Here is a 23,990-nt window from a genome sequence, read left to right as displayed (position 1 = left end):
AAAGTTAAATAGTAATTCTTGCTAAAAAATCATAATGTTCGCCTTCAAGAACTAGTTCGCATTGTAAGCCAACAATAGCACAAGCAGTTTTAAGGTTATCAAAATCTAAATACATCCAGGTGAAACTTTCGGTTTCACCTTTGTATGTTATATGATATTCTAATTCGCCGTAATAATCGCTATTGGCATCTATCCAAATACCACCATCATCGTCTTCATACATATATTTAATGTCCGAAGAGTCAATAAGTATTTGTCCATTTTTGTTAAGCAGGCTTTTTAAATGATTTAAAATATGCGGAGTTTGTTCTAAACTTTTAAAGAACCCAGAGCCATTCATAAGCATTAAAATAGTATCAAAGGTTTCGGTTTCATCTAATACATCACATACATGAGCATTTTTTAAGCCTCTCAATTTACAAGTTTCTATAGCGCCTTTTGAGATGTCAATAGATTTTACATTACAGCCTATGTTTTGTAAATACAAACTATGCGAACCTGCACCACAACCAACGTCTAAAGTTTTTCCTTTAGCCAGTTTTAAAGCTTTTTTTTCAATGTTTGGCATTTCAGAAAAATCTCTAAATAAATAGGGAATGGGTAACAGATCATCATCCGAAATACTTGTAGAAGTAATAATGTCTTCTGTGTAGCTTCCGTTTTGATAATCTAAAATGGCTTTTCCAAATACGTCTTTCATATCTATTTCCTGCAAAAGTAGGAATCTCTTTTTGTCATTGCGAGACTTCTAAGAAGTTGAGGCAATCTAATTATTAATAGCGATGTCATGTTGAGCGCAGTCGAAACATCTTATTTAACCATAAGATTAGATGCTCCACTTTGCTCAGAACGATAATTTTTTTATTTATATCAGTTCAAGTATCCATACGTTTTTGGTCTGGATGTACCGAGAACTTTAGTATTTTTACACTATGCAAGACATTATTAATAATCTTCCAAAGCTCGCCAAAGATAAACATAAGGAGAATAAAACCTTCTTTGCAAAGCTAAAAAAGAAATCGCCTAAACAATTAGACTATATCATGCAAGACCTGCACGACAAGGAATTTAAAAAAACAGATTGTCTAGAGTGTGCTAATTGTTGTAAAACCACAGGACCTTTATTTACTAGTAAAGATATCGAGCGAATTTCAAAACATTTTAAATTAAAACCGCAGCAATTTACGGAACAATTTTTGAGACTAGATGAAGACAACGATTATGTGTTACAAAATGTACCATGTACGTTTTTAGGAAGTGATAATTATTGTACAATTTATGAAGTGCGTCCAAAAGCATGCAGAGAATTTCCGCATACTAATAGAAAAAAGTTTCAGCAAATTACTAACTTAACCCTTAAAAATGTGGCTATTTGTCCAGCTGCTTTTAATATTGTTGAAGAAATGAAAAAGAACATTAAATGAAAAAAACAATCCTTATTTTTTTAATAGCATTTAGCTCAATTACTATTTGTAATGCCCAAGAGTGGTTTACCTCTTTTGATGTTGCTAAACGTTTGGCTTTAGTACAAGATAAAATGTTATTGGTCATGTGGCAAAATACCTTAGATTATCCATACCCTGTAACTTTGAAAGGAGAAAAAGGTGTTTCGATTGTTGTAGATTTAAATGAAAACGATGAGGTTAACAGTTTAATTTGGCAACATTTCGTTCCTGTTATTTTATTGGAATCTAACTACGATGAGTTTTATAATAAAGCCAAAAAAAATAGAAGCACATGGTATTTAGATAAATTAAAAGACGATAGCATTAAGATTATGGATGCTAACGGAAATATTTTAAATGTTGAGCCAGAAGATGTTCAAATGGAAAACCTAACGTTATTAATCAAAAAATATGCTTTAAATACTTCTTTTTTGAAGCATGAGCTTAATAACTATTCAAAAGAACAAAATGTCACTACAGCGTTTAATTTGGGGTCTAAATATTTAGACTATTCAATATATGTGCAAAAAAATGTTAGGTCTGAAATAATTAGATTGGTAGATATTTATTTTAATGAAGCTAAGGAATATTTAGAAGAAAGCACAATAAATAATAAATTAGGCTTTTTACAGCGATTGGATTTTCTCGATATTGAAAAAGCGTTAATTTTAAATAATCCAGGTAAAGCACGTAGACTACTAAAAAAGATCGATGTAGCTGAAATTGATTCAACCAACTTATCATTATACAATTTCTTAAACTACACGACTTTTAAATTACTAAAAAAAGAAGATGATGCGGCTTTATTTAAGGATAAGCTCTCAACAGTAGATTTAAAAAAAGCAGAATTGATTGTTGATAGTAGTGGTAGTTGATTTATTTGATGAAAAGGAAACGACTAAGAATGCCGAATTTGAATTTACGACAATGCCAGCTAAAGATAGAGATGTAAGAATGATGGAAAGACAATTTTCTCACTTTAAGGAAACTCATCCAGAATACTATAAATATGAATTATATAGGACATTTAAGAGAAATCCATTAAAATTCTGGAATTGGTATTCTTATGTAACCGAAGTAATGTATCTATATAAATATCAGAGTGAAGTTGAATCGAAATCTGGAAAAGGGAAGTTTGGAATTTGAAAATAACATTATGAAAAACAAAATTTTTTTACTGATTTTGACTATTCTGTTTGGCTATCAATTAAGTTTTGGGCAGGAAAAGTCATTGATTGACTTTAACTCGGATGATTTAATTGGCGTATGGTATCCAAAATATAATCGAGGAAAACACGATTTAGTTTTTGAAAAAAAAGTAACAACTGGACATGAATACGGATTAAGAATCGAAATACTTATAAACGGAGAATTTCGTAATAGATATTCAGCACCTTGCGGAAATGACTCTATGTTATGGACTCATAATTATATCGGAAAATGGAGTCTAGATAAAGAAGAATGGATTATTACTACTACTGAACCAATTAATCGAAAAGGAACTGTTTATAGAATAGTGGAATTAAAGTCTGACAAACTAATTCTTGTTGAAATCAAAACGGAATAAAGCCAACGCGCAGCAGATTGTATAATTAATTTAGTTCTATCTTACTTACGAAAACCCTCGTGGATTTTCAATTAAACATAGAATCACTAAATTAGTTGTCTAACAAATAGAATACTATTATTGGAAACCATCATCAATTATTTTGAAACCATTCCTTCACTTCATAGAAGTTTAATACTTATAGGAGGCTTGACCTTTTTTTGGTTACTAGAAGGTGCTGTACCTTTATTTAGGTTTAAATATCATAAATGGAAACACGCTGTTCCTAATGTCTTTTTCACTTTTACAACAATTATTATAAATTTTGCCTTAGCATTCTTGTTATTAAAAGCATCCGATTGGGTAATTGTAAATGATTTCGGAATTATTAATTGGCTACCAGAAATGTCTTTAGCATTGTATGTGTTGCTTGGTGTGTTGTTAATGGACTTCATTGGTGCTTATCTAGCACATTATGTAGAGCATAAAGTAAAACCATTATGGATGATACATTTAGTCCATCATACCGACCATAAGGTGGATACAACAACAGCCAATAGGCATCACCCATTAGAAAGTTTAATACGTTATACTTTTACGTTAGCTGGTGTTATCATTATAGGGACGCCAATAGGTATCGTGATGTTGTATCAATCTATGTCTTTAGTGGCGACTCAGTTTAGTCATGCAAATATTAAATTACCTAAAAAGGTAGATCATTTTATAAGTTATATTTTGGTGTCTCCAGATATGCATAAAATTCATCATCATTACGTATTGCCATATACCGATTCTAATTATGGCAATATTTTTTCTATTTGGGACAGACTCTTTGGAACCTATATGAAAATGGATAGAGAAAAGATAATATATGGTGTAGATGTATTTCCAGATGAAGTCAAAAATGGTAACCTTATAGAGTTATTAAAGCAGCCATTTCAAGAATATCAAAAACCAACAATTCTTCCAGAAGAAAAATAAGCGCTTCTTAAGTTTTCAACATACTTATTAACAATCAGAGGACGTTCCTCTAATATTTTGTACCGTTCATAGATTTTTTTTCTGAATGTGTATTGATCTTACCTAGATTAGCCGACGAGGGTCTATAATTGCTATTTAATTCAAGTATTATTTTGAAATTAAAACAGTTTTTCTATGAAAAAAACTCTCGTAGTGCTAATAATAGCAAGCTCTGGCCTTCTATGTAATCGTGCAAAAGCACAAAAAAAGGATTTTGCGTTAATCGAAAAAAACGTGAATATTACTGCCAGTGACTTATTCCACGATTTGAATAAAACTAAAGATACCTTAGTCCTAAATGGAGATAAGCGTATTAGAAACGTATATTCAATTAATACCAATTATAAGCGAGAGACTCAAGAATTGATTGATGCTAATTCGGCTAAAGTGCCTTTAACACATTTAAGTAAAGGTAAGCACATTTTTGTTGTAGAACAGGTACCATTAAAAATTGTTTTTGTGGTAAGAGTATTACAAGACCGAAAAGAATTCTCAAAAGTTGAGGTTGAAAAAATAACTGCTTCTAATAATAAGAAGTAATTTAGTCTATAAATACATCTTCTAGCTTGGTCGTAAGTTGCCTAATTGGTACTTGCGAAAGATTTGTAACAATAGAAATAACAATATTCTCTTCTGGATACATCATTAAAAAAGTGGTTGCTCCCATGCCTCCACCAGAATGACTATATCTTGGTGTGTTGTTTTTTGTTTTTACAATCCCAAAGCCAATACCATATTCTGTGCTTTTGCCATCATCTGTATATAAAGGCGTTACTAATTCTTTAACTGAGGCTTTTGATAATATAGTTGGATTAATAATTTCATTTCCAAATTTCACTAAATCTTCAGAGGTTGCAATAAATCCGCCACCTGCAACTTTATGCTCGTTGCTTACAGAAACACCAAGTTTAATATCTCCAGAATTTGTTTTAATGTAAAATTGTGTGCGATTTGGCATATCTACATCAGATAGGCCTAATTCGGTGTTATTCATTTGTAAAGGGTCAAAAATGGTTTCAGTCATGTATTTATTAAATTCAACTCCTGAGGCATTCTGGATAACAACACTTAGTAAGTTCCAACCATAAGTACTATAGCTATAACTACTTCCTGGTTTAAATTTCAAAGGAGAGTCTTTAAAAATATCAAGCCCTTCGACAATGCTCATCTTTTTGTTTAAAATAAATTCGTTGCCATTGTAATGTCTTACACCTGCAATGTGCCCTCCAACTTGACGAACCGTAAAATCGTATGTCTTTTTCGGGAAATCTGGAATGTAGGTATAAATACTTTCATCAAAATCTAGCTTCCCATCATCCACAAGTTTTGCTAAAGCTGCTGACGTAATTGATTTCGAAATACTAGCGATTCTAAATTGAGTTTTATTTGGTAGCACTTTTTGTTTGGTTTCTATGTTTGAGTAACCAAAACCTTCAGACCAAATAAGTTCACCATTTTTTGAAACCGAAATAGACATTCCAGGAATTTTCACATCGTTTAAAAATTGATTAGCAATCTCTTGAGCATTCTCAATTTTTTCGGCGTATGCTTTATCAAAAGTTTGACTAAATGCTAAACCAGTGAATAGTAGAAATAGAAAAGTTAGTTTGTTCATTTTTTTAAGATTTTGTAATTATTCAAATTTTAACAATTTAGTTATTGTTAAAACCATTACCTGCCAAATGCCCATTATGGGCTTTCATTAGTTATATATTAAGTATTTGTTTCGTATTTTTTTAAAAGCGTCTAGATCTTCTTGCCAAATCACTTTAATGGCTGCTTCAGTCATTCCAACTTCAATTTGTTTTTGAAGCGTTGCAGTTCCAGCATGTTTTGTAAATCCGTCTGTTAAAAAGAAAAGGGATTTGTCTGTAGAATTTTCATACGCTTTAATAATCCACTTTAAAGTCATTTCATTTGTTACAGTTACATTACTCAAATCTTCACCATAACACAACTCGTCTTTGTATTTTGGGTACTTAGCTCCGAAATTTGATTGAGGCGTGTAAGTAAATGTCATTGTTTCAGGATTCAAAAAAGGAGCTCCATATCGTTGAAATTGAAATTCGGTGCCTCGTCCAGCATTTATATTGGTGCCCTCAAACAAGCCGAGACTTGGATACAGCTTTATGGATTGGTCATTAGGAAGGTTTGGTGAAGGTCTTATAGAAAGACTATAGGACATATCATGAGTATAATTTTTACAAGAAATGATAGTTATATCACACTGAATTCCATTTGATAACCATTTTTCACCATTAATCATTTGAGCATATTCACCAATAGTCATACCATGAACCAAAGGAATTGGGTGCATCCCTAAAAAACTTTGATGCTCTTTTTTTAAGGTTGGACCATCAACATATTGGCCATTAGGATTTGGTCTATCTAAAATAATAAGCGGAATGTTATTTTCGGCACAAGCCTCCATGATATAGTGCAACGTTGAAATGTAAGTGTAAAAGCGAACACCAACATCTTGAATATCAAAAATCATTATATCTAAGCCTTTTAGCTGTTCTTTACTTGGTTTTTTGCTTGTTCCATGAAGTGAAAAAATTGGCAAACCAGTTTTAATATCTACACCATCAGCAACATGTTCACCAGCATCAGCATTTCCTCTAAACCCATGTTCAGGAGAAAATACTTTTTTTACATCTAAGTTTAAATCAACCAACGAATCAACTAAATGTGTATATGTATTATCACTTTTAAAAATAACGGAAGTTTGATTAGCAACAATCCCAACACGTTTTCCGTTTAAAAGTGGTAAATAGATTTCAGTTTGATTGGCACCAACAATTATTGATTTGTCATTCTGAACTTGATTCAGAATCTCATTCTTTTTAATAATTTCATTTTTAGTTTTAGAACCACATGAAATGAATGCCAAAAGAAAGAATAAAACTGTATTTTTGAAAACGTTTAAAATCATTATCACAAATTGAAATTCGAGTATTTTATTGCTAAACGCATTATTGGTAGCAAGTCGTATAAAAGTAGTGTATCGGCACCAATAATAAAAATTGGAATTACTGCTATTGCCATTGGCATGGTAGTGATGATGATTGCTATTGCAACAGGTATTGGTTTGCAACAAAAAATTCGTGATAAGGCAGTCGCTTTTAATGGGCATATTACTATTACAACGTTTAATTCTAATGCTTCTGATGAGTCGGAAGTACCACTGTCCATCAATCAAGATTTCTATCCAAACTTCTCCAACATAGATGGGATTACTCATATTCAGGGCATTGCCACGAAATGGGGTTTGATTAGGACTGAAACCAATTTTGGTGGAGCAGTATTAAAAGGAGTTGGATTGGATTATGATTGGCATTATTTTCAAGAGTTTTTAATAGAAGGCGAATTACCGATATATGAAGATAATGTTAGTAATGAGGTGTTAATATCGCAGTATTTAGCTAACAGATTACAGTTTAAAGTTGGTGATACTTTTCAAATGTTATTTGGTAAAGAATCGGTTGATAAGTTACCTTTTATTAGAACATTTAAAGTTTCTGGGATTTATAATTCAGGTTTTCAAGAACTTGATGAAACGTATTTATTAGGGGATATTAGACATATTCAGTTTTTTAACAAATGGGAAGATGACCAAATTGGACACTTTGAAGTTTTTATAGACGATTATTCTCAAATAGTGCAAAAGGAAGAAGAAATCTACCAAAACATTTCTTCCTTTTATACATCTAAAACAGTAGAAGAGAAATACCCTATAGTATTTGAATGGATAAACATTTTCGATAAAAACATATATGCCATTATTGGTATTATGATTATTGTTGCTGGTATTAACATGATTACGGCATTGTTAGTCTTAATCTTGGAGAGAACACAAATGATAGGTGTTTTAAAAGCACTAGGCAGTAGTAATTGGAGTATTAGAAAATTGTTTTTGTATAATGCATCTTATTTAATAATGTTGGGATTATTTTGGGGAAATCTTATTGGTTTGGGGTTGTTGTTTGCTCAAAAGTACTTTAAACTTTTTCCACTAGACCCAAGTGTATACTATGTAACTGAAGCGCCAGTTTATATAAGCGGAACATATATTATTGCACTTAATATTGGGACGTTTATTTTGTGTTTAATAATGCTGCTAGTGCCATCTTATGTTATCACAAAAATATCTCCAGTCAAAGCTATGAGTTTTGAGTAAAATAGCCATAAGATTTACTATTTTTGCACAAGATTTTTATTAATAAATAAAAGATACTCACTTTCGTGAGCATGAAATGAAATACGCTAAAAATATACTGGAAACCATTGGAAACACACCTTTGGTGAAAATAAATAAGTTGGTTGAAGACTTGCCTTGTTTAGTACTTGCTAAGTACGAAACTTTTAACCCAGGTAACTCTGTAAAGGATAGAATGGCATTAAAAATGATTGAAGACGCCGAAGCTGATGGACGCTTAAAACCTGGAGGAACTATTATTGAAGGAACATCTGGAAATACAGGAATGGGTTTAGCATTAGCGGCTATTGTAAAAGGTTATAAGTGTGTTTTTGTAATTTCAGATAAACAATCTAAAGAAAAAATGGACATTCTTCGTGCTGTAGGTGCTGAGGTGGTTGTGTGTCCAACAGATGTGGAACCAACCGACCCTCGCTCATATTACTCAGTTTCTAAACGTTTGGGTAAAGAAACACCAAACTCATGGTATGTTAATCAATATGATAATCCAAGTAATGCCAAAGCACATTACGAAAGTACTGGACCAGAAATTTGGAAGCAAACTAATGGTAAAGTAACGCACTTTGTGGTAGGTGTAGGAACAGGAGGAACAGTATCTGGTGTTGGAAAATATTTAAAAGAACAAAATCCAAATATTAAAGTTTGGGGAATAGATACCTACGGTAGTGTGTTTAAAAAATACCACGAAACAGGAGAGTTTGATGAGAAGGAGATTTATCCTTATGTAACCGAAGGTATTGGCGAAGATATTTTACCAGAAAATGTAGATTTCAGTATTATAGATGGGTTTACTAAAGTAACCGATAAAGATGCAGCTGTATACACCCAATTACTAGCCAAAAAGGAAGGTATGTTTTTAGGGAATTCTGCTGGTGCAGCCATTAAAGGACTACTACAACTTAAAGAACATTTTACAAAAGATGATGTAGTGGTGGTGTTATTCCATGACCATGGTAGTCGTTATGTAGGTAAAATGTTTAACGACGATTGGATGCGTGAGATGGGTTATATTGAATAATAGCTGTATTTTTGCCGCTTCTTAAAAGCAACCATTATGACTGAGTTTATCAGAAGAAGAGCAGCAAATGCTAAAAATGATATTTTAAGCGGATTAACTGTAGCTTTAGCTTTAGTGCCAGAAGCTGTAGCTTTTGCATTTGTGGCTGGAGTAGATCCATTGGTTGGTTTATATGCAGCATTTATGATTGGTTTAATCACTTCTGTTTTTGGAGGAAGACCAGGAATGATTAGCGGAGCGACAGGTGCTTTAGCAGTCGTTATGGTAGCTTTAGTTGCTAAGGGAAATGCCATGGGAGCTGAAGGCGAACAATTAGGATTATATTACCTATTTGCTACAGTCATTTTAATGGGCTTTATACAAATGTTAGCAGGTGTTTTTAAACTCGGAAAGTTTGTACGACTAATTCCACACCCAGTAATGATGGGATTTGTAAATGGTTTAGCGATTGTAATCTTCCTATCACAATTAGGAATGTTTAAAGATGGTAGTGGTAATTGGTTTACTGGTGGACAATTGTGGATTATGCTAGGCTTGGTAGCTTTAACCATGGGAATCATGTTTAGCTTACCTAAACTTACCAAAAAACTTCCTGAAGCTTTAATTGCTATTTTGGTAGTTTCTGGTATTGTGATTTTTGGAAACTTAGACGTAGCGACTGTTGGAAGTTTTATTCGTGATGGAGGAGGAGAAGGTTTAAAAGGAGGTTTACCACAATTTCAAACTGATATTTTTAGCAAAGTACCTTTTTCTTGGGAAACCATTAAGTTTATTGGTCCTTATGCGTTGATTCTTGCTGCAATTGGATTGATAGAATCTTTAATGACCCTTAATTTAATTGACGATTTAACTGAAACTCGTGGAAACTCTAACAGAGAATGTTTAGCTCAAGGAGGCGCCAATATTGTGACTGGATTCTTTGGAGGAATGGGAGGATGTGCTATGATTGGTCAATCTATTATCAATATAAAAGGTGGAGGACGAGGTCGTCTTTCAGGTATTGTTGCTGCATTAGCTCTATTGGCCTTTATTTTATTTGCATCAGGTCTTATTGAGCAGGTGCCAATAGCAGCTTTGGTTGGTGTGATGTTTATGGTAGTTATTGGAACGTTTGCATGGTCAAGTTTCAGGATTATGAACAAAATACCTAGAACAGATGTATTTGTACTGATCTTGGTGTCAGGATTAACAGTGCTTTTCGATTTAGCAATAGCTGTAATTGCAGGTGTTATTGTTAGTGCTTTGGTGTTTGCTTGGGAAAATGCAAAACGCATTCGAGCCAGAAAGCGTATGCGTGAAGATGGTACTAAAATTTATGAAATTTGGGGACTACTATTTTTCGGAAGCATTTCAGCATTTAATGAAAAGTTTGATATTAAAAATGATCCGGATCATGTAGAAATTGATTTTGTAGAAGCAAGAGTTAGCGATCACTCAGCTATTGAAGCAATTTTTAGCTTGGTAAACAAATATAAAGCCGAAGGAAAGTCTGTTAAGTTGAAACATCTTAGTGAAGATTGCAAGGTGTTACTTTATAAATCTAGCCCAATGTTTAGAGACATTATAGTAGAAGCTATTGATGACCCTCGTTATCATTTAGCAGAAAACCCTGAAGCGTTTACAAAAGGATTAGGAGAGTATAATTTATAGCATTTGTAGTAAAAAGGTCTCATGTTTTTTGGTATTTAACATTTTTTAAGTATCTTTCATATACCTACTTATGATTATGAAGATATTTTCTTACATATTAATTGCCCTATTTACAGGTACATATGTGTTTGCACAAGACACTATTTCTTTCTCAGAAGAAGCTGCTAGAAAAGAATTGGATCATGCTTTTGATCTTTCTCAACAAAACAAATTAAGCGAAGCAATACTTCTAACTAACAAAATCCTAAAACTTGCTAAATCTGGCAATTATCCTAAATTAGAAGGTAGAGCATTAATTACACTAGGAGTAATACATAGTAGCTTTGAAACTGATAAAGATAAAGCGTTAGACTATTATAAGAAAGCAGAAGATTTTCATATTGAACATGGTTTAGATGACCAGTTATTAGTTGTATATAATAATATAGGTGTGCATTTGAGAGACTTAGAAGAGTATGATAAATCAACACAGTCTTTTTATAAAGTTTTAGACATTCTAGAAAAAAAACCAGAATTAGGTGGTCTAAAAAATAGGATTGCCTACAACATAATGTATAATTTAGGGTATAATTTTAGCTTTTACTCACCTCAAGATTATCAAAAAGCCCTAGATTATCTATTTAAGTCAATTGAACTTTCTGTAAACTCTACAAATAAGAGATTAATGGCTGATATTTATGAGGCATTAGGGTATACATATTGGAAGCTAAAAGATTTCGAAAAAGCACATTTTTATTATGATAAATGTATAGAGTACGGTAAAGCCAATGAGTATTTAGCTCCTGTAGAGTTGGCACATGAACATAAGTCTAAAGCCTACATAGACCAAAAAAAATACAAAGAAGCCAATGAGCAATTATTAGAGCAAATGACAATTGCAGATTCTATAAAAAAACTTGAGCAATTTGATTATGTAAAAAAACTGCAAACAGAATATGAAGTAAAAGAAAATACAGAAAAAATAACATTGATAGAAAGAGAAAAGGAACTTCAAGAAGAGGTTATTAAAAACGCAAGGCAATCCAATATAATATTAATAGCTTTAATTATTTTATTACTAATCATATCATATTTATTAGTAAATAGAACGAAACAATATAAAAAACAAAGAGATAAAGCCGAGGAATTGTCTAAAGTAAAATCTGTTTTTTATTCTGAGATTAGTCACGAATTACGTACACCACTTTATGCGGTTATAAAACTATCCCATTTATTACTTAAAGAAAACAAAAACCCAGATCATAAAGAATATTTAGAATCTCTAAATTTTTCAGGAAATCATCTTTTAACATTAATTAATAATGTATTGGAGCTTAATAAAATTGAATCTACAAAACTTAATACACAACAAATAGAGTTTAATTTAAAAGAATTAATAACTAATATAACCGATTCTTTATCTTATGCCATAAGGGATAGTAATAACAAAATTAAGTTTAAGTGTGACGAAAATATCCCTAAAGTAATAGTTGGAGATTCTTTAAAACTGTCTCAAATACTTATTAATTTGATTGCAAACGCAATTAAATTCACATCTAATGGTAAGATTAAAATAGAGGTTAAGCTAATATCAAATTATCATAATAAAGTAGAACTATATTTTGGTATCTCCGATAACGGTGTTGGAATTTCTAAAGAAAACCAAAAGCATATTTTTGATGAATATTATCAAGAAGAGACTAAAAGAGACAAATCATATAAAGGTTCAGGCTTAGGGTTATATATCGTTAAGAAAATGCTTAATCTTATGGACAGCGATGTATTTATTGAAAGCGAGATAAATAAAGGAACTAAGTTTTATTTTAAACTTGATTTTTCTAAAAAAATAGAGGATTCAAGTGTAAATTTAGAGTTTAAAAAACAATTAAAAAGTTTAAAAAGTTGCAAATTCCTTATAGTAGATGATAATAAGATTAATCAATTAGTAACAAGTAAAATATTAAATCAATTTAAGCTAAAATGTGATGTGGTTTCTAGTGGAAAAGAAGCAGTAGAAGCTACTAGAAATAAAAAATATGATTGCATTTTAATGGATTTACATATGCCAGAAATGGATGGTTATCAGGCGACGGAGAGAATAAGGAAATTTGATAAAAAAGTAACTATAGTTGCACTCACAGCAGCTTCAAGAGAGGAAATTGTGAGTAAAATTTATGGTTGCGATATGGATAGCTATATCTCTAAACCTTTTTATGAAGAGAGTTTTATAAAAATAATAGCTGAAAGTATTGTTTTAAGAAAAAGGAATGGAAACTCGAAAATTAGACTAGTTTCGTAACTTTTAGCAAAAGATTTGCAAAAAGGATAGTTGAATATATCTTTTACAGCTAAGAACTACCTCATAGGCTTTTTTAATTGCTCTTTAACACGATCAAAAGATTTTTTGCTAGCGCGTTCCCATCTATAAATATTGTATTTTTTAATGCTATTAGCTTTTCTACGTTTTTCTTCTTTTTCTTTAAGTTTTTGAAGCCAATTAAATCGCTTTTTTATAACAGTTTTGCCTAATTCATCTTCACATTCAATTCTGTCTAAGGCATTTAAAGCAGCAATAGAAACGTTTTGAATTTCATCATTAATAGCATGTAGAAGGTAAGGTACAGATTCGTGACTACCTATTTCACCAAGAGCATTTGCTGCAAACTCACGAATTTTATAGTTGCCATGTTTTAAAGCATACTCTATTTTTAAAACTTGGTTTGTATGTTGCCATTTGTAAATGTCATTTTCTGATGGCTGAATAAGTTTTAGTTCAATAAGCAGATATTTAAGCTTTTCAAACATGATTAAATGATGGTTGTGTGTACTATATATGTAGAGGAAAATGAGTTTTTGTTACAACAAGTCTATTTTACACGAACACTTTTAGGAACTAGCTTGGTGTAATCTCCATTATTTCTAATCACATCTCTTACAATCGATGATGCGATATAAGATGTTTTAGCAGAGGTTAATAAAAATACAGTCTCAATAGGTGCTAAATCTCTATTGGTATGAGCAATAGCTTTTTCAAACTCAAAATCGGCAGGATTTCGTAAACCTCTTAAAATAAATTCCACATCTATTTCTTTACAAAAATCTACTGTTAAACCTTTATAGGTAACCACTTTTACTTTTGGTTCGTCAACAAACGTGTCCTCAATAAATTTTTGGCGTTCTTCTAAAGAGAACATATATTTTTTATCAGAATTTACACCAATGGCTACGATAATTTCATCAAACAGCGTTACACCGCGTTTAATAATATCGTAATGCCCTAAAGTTATTGGATCAAAAGACCCTGGAAAAATGGCTCGTTTCATGATTTAAATTTACATTTTTATTTCATAGCTTCTTCAATAGCATTGCCAAATAAATCTTCCAAAGAAATTCCAGCAGCAACTGCTTGCTGTGGTAAGATACTTTCTTTAGTTAATCCAGGAACCGTATTTACTTCTAATAAATGGGGTTCGCCATCTTTAAAAATGTATTCACTTCGTGTAAAGCCATCCATTTTTAGTATTTCATAAACTTTTTTTGCAACGATTTGTACTTTATTAGTCATATCATCACTAATTCTTGCTGGCGTAATTTCTTGTGATTCACCTAAATATTTTGCTTTATAATCAAAGAAATCATTATCACTCACTATCTCGGTGATGGGTAATACTTTAATTGCTCCTTTGTATTTTATGACACCAACTGATACTTCGACACCATCTAGGTATGATTCAATGATAATTTCATCATCTTCAGCATAAGCAAAGTCAATAGCATTTTGTAAATCCTCCTTTTTATACACTTTTGTAATTCCGAAACTACTTCCTGCTTTGTTAGCTTTTACAAAACACGGTAATCCTACTTTTTTGACGATAGCATCTTCGTCAATCTTGTCTCCTAAATTAATATAATAAGATTCAGCTGTTTTAATCCCGTAAGGTTTTAAAACACTCAAACAATCCCGTTTATTAAAGGTTAAGCTTGCTTGATACATATTGCAACTTGTCTGTGGGACATTCAACAATTCAAAATATGCTTGCATAAAACCATCTTCTCCAGGAGAACCATGAATAGCATTGAATACACAATCAAAAGTTATTTTCTTGTTATTTATTGATACTGAAAAGTCATTTTTATCAATCGGAAATTCATTATCATTATCATCAACATAAACCCATTTAGTTTTAAATATATGAATGCGATAAGGATTGTATTTTCTACTATCAAGGGATTCGTAAACAACATTTCCGCTTTTTAATGAGATTTCATATTCGCTTGAATAACCTCCCATGATAATCGCAATATTCTGTCGCATTAATTTAAAGTATTATAGATTCAATAAACAATCGTTTTGACCGTTTTGTAAAAATATCATTTATTCATGTAACGCAAAACCTTTTTGTTTTAATATACGTATATCTTAAAACTAAAGTTTGCCAATTAATTATAAAACTATAAAATTGTGTAGTTTTGTTAAATATTTTTAGCAGTATGAGTATTCTAAAATTTGTAACCAGTAAAGAGTTTTTTAAGCAATTAGGATTAGCAATTGTAGTACTTATAATTATTGGTTTTTTTACGCTTAGGTATTTAAAATTTTCAACTAATCATGGAGATTTTGTTGAAGTACCAGAATTAAAAGGTAAAACTTTAAATGTGGTTCAAATTGAAATTGATGACCACGATTTATCGATGGTTGTGCAAGATTCTGCCAATTATAATCCTAATTATCCTAAATATTCAGTGATTGATCAACAACCTGCTGCTGGTACTTTGGTAAAAGAAAACCGAAAAATATACTTGACGCTAAATCCATCAGGATATAAAAAAGTAGGTATTCCAAATATTATTAGACGTACGTTTAGACAAGCAAAACCTACATTAGAAGCTTTAGGTTTTGAAGTTGGAAATATAACTCGTGTAAACGATATTGGTTTAGACCAAGTTATTGAGATAAGGTATAAAGGCGAAAAAATCAACCCAGGAACTATGCTCGAAAAAACGACAAAAATAGACTTGGTTTTAGGAAATGGAAAACAATAATACCTCGATGGAAGCTAATAACTTTCCTGAAGAAACCCCAGAACTTTACGAGCATCATTCTTTTACTGTAGATAAAGGTCAGCAACCATTACGTATTGATAAATACTTAATGAATTTTATCGAAAACGCTACAAGAAATAAGGTGCAAGCTGCAGCTAAAGATGGCAGTATTCAAGTAAATGGGGTTTCAGTTAAATCAAATTATAAGGTTAAGCCTTATGACGAAATCAAGGTCTTATTTGAACATCCACCTTATGAAAATCTATTAGTTCCTGAAGATATTCCTATTGATATCGTTTATGAAGATGAGCATCTTCTAGTTGTAAACAAACCTGCTGGAATGGTTGTGCATCCAGGACATGGTAATTATTCAGGAACCTTAATTAATGCGCTTACATTTCATTTTGATAATTTACCAAATAACTCTAGTGATAGACCAGGGTTGGTCCATAGAATTGATAAAGATACAAGTGGGCTTTTGGTCGTTGCAAAAACGGAGAAAGCTATGAGTCATTTGTCAAATCAATTTGCAGAAAAAACAAGTGAAAGAGAATATATAGCTTTAGTTTGGGGAAATGTTGAAGAAGACGAAGGAACTATTGAAGGAAATATTGGTCGTCATCCAAAAAACAGATTACAAAATACAGTCTTTTTTGATGAAGAAGAAGAAAAAGGAAAACCAGCTGTTACACATTATAAAGTAATTGAACGTTTGGGATATGTCACGTTAGTATCTTGCAAACTAGAAACAGGACGTACACATCAAATTAGAGTGCACATGAAACATATTGGTCATACGTTGTTTAACGACGAGCGATATGGTGGTGAAAGAATATTAAAAGGCACAACATTTACAAAATATAAGCAGTTTGTGGATAATTGCTTTAAAATTCTTCCTAGACAAGCACTTCATGCAAAAACACTGGGTTTTAAGCATCCAGAAACTGGTGAATGGATGAGTTTTACTACAGAGTTACCAGAAGATATGCAGCAATGCATCGAGAAGTGGCAAGCGTATGCGAAGCATCAAGATAATTTATAAGCCTATTTATAATTACTTGCAAAATTAGTTTCATTTTATTGATGTTACTCTTAAATTTGAGAAACAAAAAGTATCAAAATGAAATTAGTCCTTTCTCCAGCAAAATCTTTGAATTTTGAAAGTGAATTACCAACAAATAAAGTTTCAGAATCTTGTTTTTTAAAAGAAGCTGAACGTTTAAATAAACTGCTTAAAAAGAAATCTGCCAGAAGTTTATCTAAGCTTATGAATATTTCTGATAATTTAGGGCAGTTAAACTATGAGCGTAACCAAGAGTGGCAGTTGCCATTTATTCAAGATAATGCAAGACAAGCTATTTATGCGTTTTCAGGCGATGTATATCGTGGATTAGATGCGTATACAATTCCGCAGGAGAAATTAGATAAAGTTCAAGATACTGTTAGGATTATTTCGGGACTATATGGTATTTTGAAACCTTTAGATTTAATACAGCCTTATCGTTTAGAAATGGGAACTAAATTTCTAGTTGGAAAGAACAAGAATCTGTATGAATTTTGGAAACAAAAAATAACCAAAAAGTTAAATGAAGAACTTGAAGATAGCGAGCTTTTTCTTAATCTTGCGAGTAATGAGTACTTTAAAGCAATAGATACGAAAGCCTTAAAAGTTCCTGTTATAACAGCCAATTTTAAAGATTTTAAAAATGGCGAGTATAAAATGATTATGACCTTTGCAAAGCTTGCAAGAGGTTATATGACGCGCTATATTATTGATACTGATGCTAAAACTATAGAAGATATTAAAGGCTTTAATTATGAGGGGTACGGTTTTAGTGAAGCTATGTCCACAAAAACAGAATTAGTTTTTATACGATAAAAGTAACGAAGACCTTAATTTATTTTTTCTCCTTTGTTTTTTTAGCAACAGGTTTTTTTGCAGCAGGTTTAGGTTTCGCTACAGCTTTTGGTTTAGAAGTAGTTTTTTTTCGTTTACGTCTTACACCATAACTGCCTATTGCTATTTTTCCACGTTTAGACTTTTTATCACCTTTTCCCATTATCTTTGGACTTTATATATTCACATTAATATACAAAAATTTTATGTTTAATTTTTATAACCAATACTAAACAAAATATTCTCTATGTATTTTTATTTAACTATAGCGCTTCAGGTATTTTGTATTTATCATTTATACAAAAACAGAAACGACTATTATTGGTATTTTGTAATCATTTTTCTTCCAGTACTTGGTTGTCTTATTTATATTATTACTCAGGTTTATAGTAGGCGTGATACCGAGAAAATAACAAGCGAAATAGCTACAATTATTAATCCTACTAAAAAAGTTAAGGATTTAGAAAGGATATTAGAGTTTTCAGAAACATTTCAAAACAGAGTTAATTTGGCAGACGCTTATTTAGAAATAGGCGACTTTATTAATGCCAAGGTAAACTATTTAAAAGCTCAAGAAGATAATTTTAAGATTGATTTATACGTAGCAAAACAATTAATTGAATGCTTTTACAAACTAAATAACTATAAAGAGGTTGTTACATATTCTAAAAATATTAGAGATCATATAGAGTTTAAAAAGTCCAGTACTCAATTTTATTATGGATTATCTTTAAAAGAGTTAGGAGAAATAGAAGAAGCAGAGACCCAATTAAGAGTATTAGATCAACGCTACTCAAATTATAATGAAAGAGTAGCATTAGCAAAGTTTTTAATAGAGATAGATAAAAAAGAAGATGCTCAAGAATTGTTAAATGAAATTTATGCTGAATCTAAAAATATGACTCGCCCAAATAGAAATAAGTATAGATTTACTATTATTGAAGTTGAAAATTTATTAAAAACTGTTTAGATGTTTTTTCACAAACATCCATACCCTCCATTCATTCAAAAAGACACTACAAAGCTTATTGTTGGTACGCTACCACCACCTCGTTTTTCTACCGGAGAACTCTTAGAAAAAGATGTCAATTTTTGTTATGGGAGTTACTATAACTCATTATGGCTTTTTATTGATAAAATTCATGATTTAAATTTGAGATATGATAGTTCTCAAGAAGCTATTGACCAAAGAAAGCAATTTCTAATAAAGCATAAAATAGGTGTTTGCGACATTGTTGAAAGTGCAGAGCGAGAAAAAATTGATGCTTCCGATTTAGGAATGCAAAATATTAAATTACGTGACGTGATATCCTATCTTAAAGATTATCCAAATGTTGAAACACTATTATTTACTGGAGGAAACAGTAAAAATGGACCTGAATATTTTTTTAGAAAACATCTTAAAGATTACAATTTAAAGTTGGAGTTGATTTCAAATGAAGTGCCTAGAATCCACCAATTTATTATTCCAAATGAATATGAGGAATCTCAAAAAAAAGAAATTTCTCAATCGTTTCACTCATTTCAAAAAGACAAACGCACTATTAAAACAGTATCCCTAACCTCTGGCTCTGGTGCAGCAAATATCTCAATAAGTAGATTACCTTTATACAAAGAACTAAAAGCTAAAAACCCAAAGTTTAACACGTTCGATTTTAGAGTTTTACAATACAAAGTGTTTTTTTAGTCTAACTAATCAATACTTATGCTTATTATATTCTAAAATTTCTTTTGGAAGTTGTTTTCCTTTGTTTTTTGCTAAATAGCGACGCAAAACACCACCTTTAATATGGTTAATATCGAATTCTATTGAAAATGCATGTGGGTCTACTTTATCTATAACACGGTGCATTTTTCTAATATCTATTCTGTTTATAACTGTATGGATAATATCAAACTCTAACATTTCCCCACTACTACCATATCCTTTTTCACCTTTATAAATAGTCATTCCCGCACCAAGTTCATTAATAATAGCCGATTTAATTTCTTTATGATGCTTAGAGACAATCATAACTCCAATAAAATCTTCAAACCCTTCTATAAGCATATCAATTACTTTTGCAGTGACAATGTAAGTAAGAATTGAGTACATGGCAATTTCAACTGAAAGGACAAAAGCAGTAATACTAAACAATATAATGTTGAAGTATAAAATAATTTGACCAATACTAAATCCAAAACGATCATTTAAAAACACACCTAAAATTTCCGATCCATCTAATACAGCACCGTTTTTTACAGTAAGCCCAATACCAGCACCAACAAATAAACCACCAAAAATGGAAATCAATAATTTATCTTCAGTTATAGTATTAAATTCTACAAAATGTATTACTAATGCTAGTCCAATAATACTAAAGACTGATTTTATTAATATGCGCTTAGATAAGGTGAAATATGCCAATATTAAAAATGGAATATTAATAAGCACTAGAAGTATTGAGACGTTAAAACTCTTAAATTGTGAGTTTAATAAAATTGCAGTTCCAGTAACTCCTCCATCCAAAAAGTCGTTTGGTAATAAAAAAGCCTTTAGACCAATGCTAGCTAGAAAAATCCCTAATGCTATTTGAAAATATTCTGAGATATAGGTATAAGTTGTTTTCTTGTTCATGCTTTTTCTATGTCTATTTATAAAAGTAAGTATTAAAAAGGTAATGTACTTGAAAATTTTAATAAACAGCAAATATGGTTGTATTAACAACTTGATATTAATTTATATAGCTATTCTTTTTAAAATTTTGAGTTTTTTTAGTTGTGTTTGGAGCTATTTTTTTAGATATTTATGTGTAGAGAGGGATATCTTTTATTTAAAAAAGGTATGAAAATATTAGAGTTTCCATATGGTAAAATAATAATTTTACGAAAAAATATTGCTGAAGTAATTATCAATGAAGGGATTGTTATGGATGTAGTTATGATTGACCATTATCATGATATTCTAAGGTCTAATTTAGAAGCACCGTTTTCTCTACTTATTAATAAGAAGTATTCTTATACGTACGATTTTAATGCACAAAAAAAATTAGCTACTATTAGCGAAATAGCTGCTATGGCAGTTGTAGCATATAGCAGACTAACTAGTATGACAACAGAAATACTAGACAAATTGCCAAGAAAAGAAGCTTGGAATCTTAAAATTTTTTCCGATAGGGAAGAAGCTTTAAAGTGGCTAATTTTTGAGCAAGAAAAATTAGACAAATCTATTGACTAGATTTTAATAAAAGAACTCTATTTTTATTTTCTAAAGAATTGTTTTATTCTCTTGCCGCTTTAAACTCGCTTCCATCATACCACTTTGGAAAATAATCTTCATTAGCTAATTGTAATCCTACATTAAAAAATAATTGTAAATCTAATTGTATACCACTTAATTCTGTGATTTCAGGATCGTATTCATCTGAAGGCTGATGATATTTATTAATACGATAAAAATCGTTATACGCTTTTATTTCTTCAATACTTTTATCAAACCCTTCGTAGGCACCACTTGCGTACAATGCGGGTATGCCAATTTTTGCAAAATTAAAATGGTCAGATCTAAAGAAGTAGCCTTTTTCAGCTTCAGGATCTGGAATAATGTATCTGCCTTGTTTAGTGGCTGCTTCTTTGGCATATTCATCCATTTCAGATTGACCATAACCTGTAATGGTTAAATCTTTCATTTTTCCAGGACTATCAAGTGCATCGATATTAATATTCGCCACTGTTTTTTTAGGATCGAAAATAGGATTTTCAGCATAAAAAGCAGAGCCTAACAACCCTTGTTCTTCAGCAGTTACAGCAATAAAAGCAATAGAGCGTTTTGTTGGATTATCTTTCTTAAATGCTTCAGCAATAGCTAATAATCCTGCGGTTCCAGAAGCATTATCTACAGCACCATTGTAGATGGAATCACCTTCTATAGCTTTACCAACACCAAAATGGTCCCAATGTCCTGAATAAATAATAACTTCGTCTTTTCTGTCTGTACCAGGAATCATGGCAACTACATTCTTAGACACATCTTTTTTAATACTATTACTAATACTTACTGAAACGTTTAATCCTAATGGAACAGGCTTGAAGTCTTTATTTCTAGCTAAAGTTTTATAATCTTGCCCTTTCATAGATGAAATTCCAAACATTTTATTGGCACTTTCACCACTTATCCAAGATTCAACATTTAGCTGAGGTAAATCACTTTCTATAATTAATCGAGCACCACTCCAACCAGATTCTACAACATTCCAACCATAAGACGCTGGTTCAGTATCATGTATAATAATAAGTCCATCTGCACCTTGCTTTGCTGCTTCTTCGTATTTGTAAGTCCAACGACCATAATAGGTCATTTCGTTTCCTTTAAATAATGTTGAGTCTCCCGATTTAAAACCTGGATCGTTTATTAAAACGACTGCTGTTTTTCCTTTCCAATCTATACCTTCATAATCATTCCAATCATATTCTGGTGCTACTACACCATAACCTGCAAAAACAAGTTCGGAGTTTTCAAGACCAACATCAGTTACTACCTTGTTAGTTGTAGCTACAAAATCTTTTAAGGATTCTAAATTAAAATTTCCATTGTCTCCAGAAATCACCATGTTTTCTGAAGGTGTTCCAGTAATTTCTACCATAGGCACATTTTGAAAAAAACTATCGCCATTTCCTGGTAAAAGCCCTAATTTTTCAAACTCATCTTTTAAATAGTTTATGGTTTTTACTTCGCCCTCTGTAAATGGTTTTCTTCCTAGAAATTCATCAGATGCTAAACGTTTAATATGGTTACTGATAGTTGTTTGTTCAACTTCAACTAAGTTTGTGGCGTCTTTTTTGTCGTTTTCACAACTAATGAATAGTATAATTACTAAGATTTTTAAGAAATTCTTCATGAATAGTGTTTTAATAAGTATTGTAATGAAACGAAGTTCGACAATTTTTTATTCAATGTCAAATAAGAACTTTGTTTTAAAAGCTTCTATTTTCTATTCATGAAATAATTTAATGTGGTTGATCTATAATATTATAGCTTTACCATTTTTTTAGTTTCTATTCCTAAAGATGTTTTAATTTGTAAATTATAAATTCCAGAATTAAGATTAGAAACATCAAGATTATATTTGGTAACTTGATTTGAAAGGGACATTTCTACTATAAGTTTTCCTAACATATCATACACAGAAATTTTTTCAATATTATGATTTGAGTTAATGGTTACGTTTTTTAATGTTGGATTTGGAAAAACCTTGTTACTCATTGTAGTTTCTTTTTTAAGTGAAAGTAAAGGATGATTTAAGTCTACTCTTAATATTCTTCCACCATCATTATAACTTGTGATAAATAAATACTTTTCGCCAGTGTCATAAGATTTTACTTGTATTTTGCCTAGACTTTCATAATCTGAATCAGAAACTAAAAGCTCCGAAGTTGGTACAGCCTCTATTGGATTTATACGTTTTAATCCTTCATCATCAGTAAAGTATAGTAGGCCTTCAAACAGTAGTAAATCGTTAATAACACCAACACCTGTGAATTTCGACACTTCTGGTGTTCCTAAAAACAAGTTTTTAAAAAATATTTCTCCGTCTGTAATAGGTCCTGTATATATTGATTCTGAAAAATACATAGTGCCACCAGATATGGTTAACGCAGTAGTTTCTCTTTCTTCAAAAACTGAAAGAGTAGTGGGAAAAGTAGCTAAGGTATTTAGCCTGCTTAGATCTGGATACCCTCCAAAATAGCCTAGTCTAGTTAGATATAGCCATGCACCCGAAAAATCTATATCTAATATCCAGTGACCATAGTCTGTATAAGCCAAAACAGGGTCTAAGTCTAAATCAGTTAAATCAATTTTATAAACTCTACTATTGGTTAAAAACCACCCTACCGAAAAATATAAGTTATCATCTGTAACCCCTAAAGATGTTACCGATTCGCCACCATCAAAACCAGGTTCGTCCGCATCAAAAATTAAAGTGGAAGGAGGAGCAACAAATAATGGACTGGAAATATCTGCTCGTTTTATTTTGTAATTAGAATCCAAAAAATATAAATAATCATTATCTATTACAATATCTAATTGATTTACACTTGGATAGAAAATTTCAACTTGTGAGTATGTTAAATTAAAGCATACAAAAAATACTGTAATAAATAGATACTGTTTTCTCATGATTATATAGGTTTTA

The 23,990-nt window shown here is 31.2% G+C and carries 26 protein-coding genes; 16 read left to right on the top strand and 10 right to left on the bottom strand.

Annotation, left to right across the window (positions count from 1 at the left end; all coding sequences use genetic code 11):
- Positions 1-4: 4 nt before the first annotated feature.
- A complete protein-coding gene (locus ABGB03_RS10090) occupies positions 5-700 on the bottom strand; it encodes a class I SAM-dependent methyltransferase (protein WP_347922389.1) in 696 nt (231 codons plus the stop codon).
- 232 nt (positions 701-932) lie between these two features.
- Here ABGB03_RS10090 and ABGB03_RS10085 point away from each other — a divergent pair, with 232 nt between their 5' ends.
- From ABGB03_RS10085 to ABGB03_RS10060, 6 genes are all read left to right on the top strand, one after another.
- A complete protein-coding gene (locus ABGB03_RS10085; RefSeq protein WP_347922388.1) occupies positions 933-1,424 on the top strand; it encodes a YkgJ family cysteine cluster protein in 492 nt (163 codons plus the stop codon).
- A complete protein-coding gene (locus tag ABGB03_RS10080) occupies positions 1,421-2,320 on the top strand; it encodes a hypothetical protein (RefSeq protein ID WP_347922387.1) in 900 nt (299 codons plus the stop codon). Before ABGB03_RS10085 ends, ABGB03_RS10080 begins: the two co-directional genes overlap by 4 nt.
- Positions 2,298-2,591 (top strand): hypothetical protein, encoded by a 294-nt coding sequence (locus tag ABGB03_RS10075; RefSeq protein ID WP_347922386.1) that lies wholly within the window; start codon positions 2,298-2,300, stop codon positions 2,589-2,591. Before ABGB03_RS10080 ends, ABGB03_RS10075 begins: the two co-directional genes overlap by 23 nt.
- A 37-nt stretch (positions 2,592-2,628) precedes the next feature.
- Positions 2,629-3,012: a hypothetical protein gene (locus ABGB03_RS10070; protein WP_347922385.1), complete on the top strand. Its 384-nt coding sequence runs from the start codon at positions 2,629-2,631 to the stop codon at positions 3,010-3,012.
- 120 nt (positions 3,013-3,132) lie between these two features.
- Positions 3,133-3,972, top strand: a complete 840-nt coding sequence (locus tag ABGB03_RS10065; RefSeq protein ID WP_347922384.1) for a sterol desaturase family protein — start codon at positions 3,133-3,135, stop codon at positions 3,970-3,972.
- Positions 3,973-4,146: 174 nt separating this feature from the next.
- Entirely contained in the window at positions 4,147-4,551 is a 405-nt protein-coding gene (locus ABGB03_RS10060) for a hypothetical protein (RefSeq protein ID WP_347922383.1), read from the top strand.
- Position 4,552: 1 nt separating this feature from the next.
- On the opposite strand, the gene ABGB03_RS10055 is transcribed toward ABGB03_RS10060, so the two are convergent.
- Positions 4,553-5,626 (bottom strand): serine hydrolase domain-containing protein, encoded by a 1,074-nt coding sequence (locus ABGB03_RS10055; protein ID WP_347922382.1) that lies wholly within the window; start codon positions 5,624-5,626, stop codon positions 4,553-4,555.
- 87 nt (positions 5,627-5,713) lie between these two features.
- Positions 5,714-6,946: a DUF1343 domain-containing protein gene (locus tag ABGB03_RS10050; protein WP_347922381.1), complete on the bottom strand. Its 1,233-nt coding sequence runs from the start codon at positions 6,944-6,946 to the stop codon at positions 5,714-5,716.
- Between the two features lie 9 nt (positions 6,947-6,955).
- Between ABGB03_RS10050 and ABGB03_RS10045 the strand changes: the two genes are divergently transcribed.
- The 4 genes from ABGB03_RS10045 to ABGB03_RS10030 all read left to right on the top strand — a co-directional run bounded on the left by ABGB03_RS10045 (position 6,956) and on the right by ABGB03_RS10030 (position 13,176).
- A complete protein-coding gene (locus ABGB03_RS10045; protein WP_347922380.1) occupies positions 6,956-8,191 on the top strand; it encodes an FtsX-like permease family protein in 1,236 nt (411 codons plus the stop codon).
- A 76-nt stretch (positions 8,192-8,267) separates the two neighbouring features.
- A complete protein-coding gene (locus tag ABGB03_RS10040; RefSeq protein WP_347922379.1) occupies positions 8,268-9,248 on the top strand; it encodes a pyridoxal-phosphate dependent enzyme in 981 nt (326 codons plus the stop codon).
- Positions 9,249-9,284: 36 nt separating this feature from the next.
- Positions 9,285-10,898 carry a SulP family inorganic anion transporter gene (locus ABGB03_RS10035; protein WP_347922378.1) on the top strand — a complete coding sequence of 538 codons (1,614 nt, stop codon included), beginning with the start codon at positions 9,285-9,287 and terminating at the stop codon, positions 10,896-10,898.
- Between the two features lie 76 nt (positions 10,899-10,974).
- Positions 10,975-13,176, top strand: coding sequence for a response regulator (locus ABGB03_RS10030; RefSeq protein WP_347922377.1), 2,202 nt, complete (start codon positions 10,975-10,977; stop codon positions 13,174-13,176).
- Positions 13,177-13,232: 56 nt separating this feature from the next.
- Here ABGB03_RS10030 and ABGB03_RS10025 read toward each other — a convergent pair whose 3' ends face one another.
- The 3 genes from ABGB03_RS10025 to ABGB03_RS10015 all read right to left on the bottom strand — a co-directional run bounded on the left by ABGB03_RS10025 (position 13,233) and on the right by ABGB03_RS10015 (position 15,192).
- On the bottom strand, positions 13,233-13,682 hold the full coding sequence (locus ABGB03_RS10025; RefSeq protein WP_347922376.1) for a HEAT repeat domain-containing protein: 450 nt from the start codon (positions 13,680-13,682) through the stop codon (positions 13,233-13,235).
- Positions 13,683-13,744: 62 nt separating this feature from the next.
- Complete coding sequence (gene coaD, locus ABGB03_RS10020; RefSeq protein ID WP_347922375.1) at positions 13,745-14,200, bottom strand: pantetheine-phosphate adenylyltransferase; 456 nt, start codon at positions 14,198-14,200, stop codon at positions 13,745-13,747.
- A 17-nt stretch (positions 14,201-14,217) separates the two neighbouring features.
- On the bottom strand, positions 14,218-15,192 hold the full coding sequence (locus ABGB03_RS10015) for a D-alanine--D-alanine ligase (protein WP_347922374.1): 975 nt from the start codon (positions 15,190-15,192) through the stop codon (positions 14,218-14,220).
- Between the two features lie 176 nt (positions 15,193-15,368).
- Here ABGB03_RS10015 and ABGB03_RS10010 point away from each other — a divergent pair, with 176 nt between their 5' ends.
- The 3 genes from ABGB03_RS10010 (at position 15,369) to yaaA (ending at position 17,799) form a co-directional block, all read left to right on the top strand.
- The gene (locus ABGB03_RS10010) at positions 15,369-15,920 is read left to right on the top strand and encodes a PASTA domain-containing protein (protein ID WP_347922373.1); all 552 of its coding nucleotides are present in this window, start codon (positions 15,369-15,371) and stop codon (positions 15,918-15,920) included.
- Positions 15,907-16,962 (top strand): RluA family pseudouridine synthase, encoded by a 1,056-nt coding sequence (locus tag ABGB03_RS10005; protein ID WP_347922372.1) that lies wholly within the window; start codon positions 15,907-15,909, stop codon positions 16,960-16,962. Before ABGB03_RS10010 ends, ABGB03_RS10005 begins: the two co-directional genes overlap by 14 nt.
- Before the next feature lie 78 nt (positions 16,963-17,040).
- Positions 17,041-17,799 (top strand): peroxide stress protein YaaA, encoded by a 759-nt coding sequence (gene yaaA, locus ABGB03_RS10000; protein ID WP_347922371.1) that lies wholly within the window; start codon positions 17,041-17,043, stop codon positions 17,797-17,799.
- Positions 17,800-17,818: 19 nt separating this feature from the next.
- Here yaaA and ABGB03_RS09995 read toward each other — a convergent pair whose 3' ends face one another.
- Positions 17,819-17,980 carry a 30S ribosomal protein THX gene (locus tag ABGB03_RS09995; protein ID WP_347922370.1) on the bottom strand — a complete coding sequence of 54 codons (162 nt, stop codon included), beginning with the start codon at positions 17,978-17,980 and terminating at the stop codon, positions 17,819-17,821.
- Positions 17,981-18,064: 84 nt separating this feature from the next.
- Between ABGB03_RS09995 and ABGB03_RS09990 the strand changes: the two genes are divergently transcribed.
- Both ABGB03_RS09990 and ABGB03_RS09985 read left to right on the top strand, forming a co-directional pair.
- On the top strand, positions 18,065-18,787 hold the full coding sequence (locus ABGB03_RS09990) for a hypothetical protein (RefSeq protein WP_347922369.1): 723 nt from the start codon (positions 18,065-18,067) through the stop codon (positions 18,785-18,787).
- Positions 18,788-19,504: a uracil-DNA glycosylase family protein gene (locus ABGB03_RS09985; RefSeq protein ID WP_347922368.1), complete on the top strand. Its 717-nt coding sequence runs from the start codon at positions 18,788-18,790 to the stop codon at positions 19,502-19,504.
- Positions 19,505-19,513: 9 nt separating this feature from the next.
- On the opposite strand, the gene ABGB03_RS09980 is transcribed toward ABGB03_RS09985, so the two are convergent.
- A complete protein-coding gene (locus ABGB03_RS09980; RefSeq protein ID WP_347922367.1) occupies positions 19,514-20,434 on the bottom strand; it encodes a YitT family protein in 921 nt (306 codons plus the stop codon).
- Between the two features lie 207 nt (positions 20,435-20,641).
- Between ABGB03_RS09980 and ABGB03_RS09975 the strand changes: the two genes are divergently transcribed.
- Positions 20,642-21,034, top strand: coding sequence for a hypothetical protein (locus ABGB03_RS09975; protein ID WP_347922366.1), 393 nt, complete (start codon positions 20,642-20,644; stop codon positions 21,032-21,034).
- A gap of 43 nt (positions 21,035-21,077) precedes the next feature.
- Here ABGB03_RS09975 and ABGB03_RS09970 read toward each other — a convergent pair whose 3' ends face one another.
- Together ABGB03_RS09970 and ABGB03_RS09965 are read right to left on the bottom strand one after the other, a co-directional pair.
- Complete coding sequence (locus tag ABGB03_RS09970; RefSeq protein ID WP_347922365.1) at positions 21,078-22,694, bottom strand: M28 family metallopeptidase; 1,617 nt, start codon at positions 22,692-22,694, stop codon at positions 21,078-21,080.
- 131 nt (positions 22,695-22,825) lie between these two features.
- Complete coding sequence (locus ABGB03_RS09965) at positions 22,826-23,974, bottom strand: T9SS type A sorting domain-containing protein (protein ID WP_347922364.1); 1,149 nt, start codon at positions 23,972-23,974, stop codon at positions 22,826-22,828.
- Between the last annotated feature and the right edge of the window lie 16 nt (positions 23,975-23,990).

The organism is Pontimicrobium sp. SW4 (assembly GCF_039954625.1).
In the GTDB taxonomy this organism is placed as follows: Bacteria; Bacteroidota; Bacteroidia; order Flavobacteriales; family Flavobacteriaceae; genus Pontimicrobium.
Note: the sequence above shows the minus strand (reverse complement) of the source record. Positions and strands in the feature narration are given on the sequence as shown.